The organism is Kitasatospora sp. NPDC059747, from assembly GCF_042732955.1.
In the GTDB taxonomy this organism is placed as follows: domain Bacteria; phylum Actinomycetota; class Actinomycetes; order Streptomycetales; family Streptomycetaceae; genus Kitasatospora.
Map to the genome: position 1 here is coordinate 1 of NZ_JBHWGV010000263.1, position 2,470 is coordinate 2,470.

The 2,470-nt window shown below is 75.9% G+C and carries 1 protein-coding gene; it reads right to left on the reverse strand.

The features are described from left to right. Window positions 1–2,470 (reverse strand): acyltransferase domain-containing protein (locus tag ACFV4G_RS43340; protein WP_380449152.1); only part of this gene is annotated, 2,470 nt, incomplete at both ends.

The window sequence follows — 2,470 nt, forward strand, 5'->3', positions numbered from 1 at the left end:
GGCGTGGAGTGCGGTGTCCTCGGGGGTGGTGTCGGTGTCGAGGTGGACGATCACCGGTTCCGGGGTGTCGGAGTGACCCGAACCCCCACCGGACGCCGCGAGCGGAACCCAGTCGAGCTGGAGCAGGGAGTCCGCCGCCCGGCGGGTGGTGGCCAGCCGGGCCGGGTCGGTCGCGCGCACCGCGAGGGTGTCGACCGAGAGCACCGGTGAGCCGTCGGCGTCCGTCAGCAGGAGGGCGACGCGGTCGGTTCCCGTGGGGGTCAGTTGGACGCGCAGCGCGGTCGCGCCGGTGGTGTGCAGCCGGACCCCGCTCCAGGAGAACGGCACCCGCAGGCCGCCCGAGCCGTCCGAGCCGGCCAGTGCCAGGGGGTGCAGCGCGGCGTCGAGCAGTACCGGGTGGACCGAGAACTCGCCCACCCGGTCGGTGAGTTCCTCGGCCAGTGCGACCTCGGCGTGCCAGGTGTCGCCGTTCCGCCAGGCCGCTCGCAGCCCCTGGAAGAGCGGTCCGTAGGCGTACCCGGACGCCGCCAGCGTCTCGTACGCGTCGGCCACGTCGACCGGTTCGGCGTCGGCCGGCGGCCAGGGCTCCGGGTCGGGCGCAGGAGGTGCGGCGGCCGTCAGTGCACCGGAGGCGTGCATCGTCCACGGCGCCTCGGCGCCGTCCTCGCGGGAGTGGATCGTGACGGAGCGTCCGCCTTCCTCGTCGGATGCGCCGACGGTCAGCTGGATCTGGACGGCGCCCTCCTCCGGGACCGCCAGGGGGGCGTGCAGGGTCAGTTCCGTCACGGTCGGGCTGCCGGCCCGCAGGCCGGCGTGCAGCGCGAGTTCGAGGAGCGCGGTGCCGGGGAGGAGCGCGGAGCCGAGGATCCGGTGGTCCGCGAGCCAGGGCTGGGTGCGCAGGGACAGCCGGCCCGTGTGGACGGTACCCGAACCGTCGGCGAGCTCGACGGCGGCCCCTAGCAGCGGGTGGTCCGCGGTGCCCAGGCCGGCCCGGCCGAGGTCGCCGGTGGGCGCCTGCGGGACGTCGAGCCAGTAGCGGTCGCGCTGGAAGGGGTAGGTGGGAAGCTCCGGCCGGTACCCGTCGTGGTGGGCGAAGTACGCGGCCCAGTCGACCGGGGCACCTGCCGTGTGCAGGGCGGCGAGCGCCTGCGGGAGGGTGCGCAGCTCCGGGCGGTCGCGCCGCAGCGCGGGGAGCAGGAGCGCGTCCGGGAGGGTGTCGGCCGCCATGGTGGCGAGCACCGCGTCCGGGCCGAGTTCGAGGTAGCCGCCGATGCCGTCGTCGTCCAGGGCGCGCAGTCCGTCGGCGAAGCGGACGGTGTCGCGGACGTGCCGGACCCAGTGCTCGGGCGAGGCGAGCTCCTCGGCGGTGGCGATCCGGCCGGTCAGGTCGGACACCACCGGGATGCGCGGTGCGTGGAAGTCGAGTCCTGCCACGACCTTGCGGAAGTCGTCCAGCATCGGTTCCATCAGCGGTGAGTGGAAGGCGTGACTGACGGTCAGCCGACGGACCTTGGCGCCCAGCTCGGCGGCCCGGGCCGCGACCTCCCGCACGGCGTCCTCGGTGCCCGAGACGACCGTCGCCCGCGGGCCGTTGAGCGCGGCCGTCCCCGCGGCCCCGTCGAGGCCGGTGAGCAGCCCGGCGGTGGTCTCCTCGTCCAGGGACAGGGCGACCATGGCGCCACCGGGAGGCAGCTCCTGCATGAGCCTGCCGCGGGCGGCCACGAGGGCGGTCGCGTCGGGCAGCGACAGGACGCCGGCCGCGTGGGCGGCCGCGATCGAGCCGATGGAGTGGCCGAGCACCGCGTCCGGGCGCACGCCCCAGTGCTCCAGTAGGCGGTGGAGGGCGGTTTCGAGGGCGAAGAGGGCGGGTTGGGTGTAGCGGGTCTGGTGGAGGAGTGCGGCTTCGGGGGTGCCCTCGTCGGCGAAGACGATGGCGCGCAGCGGGCGGTCGAGGTGGGGGTCGAGGGCGGCGCAGGCGGCGTCGAAGGCGGCGGCGAATTCGGGGTGGGCGGCGTGGAGTTCGCGGCCCATGCCGGCGCGCTGGCTGCCCTGTCCGGTGAACAGGAACGCGATGCGCGGTGCGGCCTGCGCAGGTGTGCCGGCGCTCTGCCCGGTGGCGAGCACGCCGAGGGCGTCCAGGACCTCCGTCCGTTCCTCCGCGACGAACCAGGCGCGGTGGGCCTGCGGAGTACGCGCGGTGGCGAGGGTGTGGGCGATGCCGGCGAGCGGCTCCGCCGGCCGCTCGGCGAGGTGGCGGGCCAGCCGGTCGGCCCCGGCCCGGAGAGCCTCGGGGGTGTGCCCCGAGAGCAGCCACGGCACCGGCCGGGCCGGCGGTTCCACCGGCTCGGTGGTCGGGGCCTCGGCCAGGGCGGGCGCCTGTTCGAGGATGACGTGGGCGTTGGTGCCGCTGATGCCGAAGGAGGAGACGGCGGCGCGGCGGGGGCGGTCGTGTGCGGGCCATGCGGTGTTG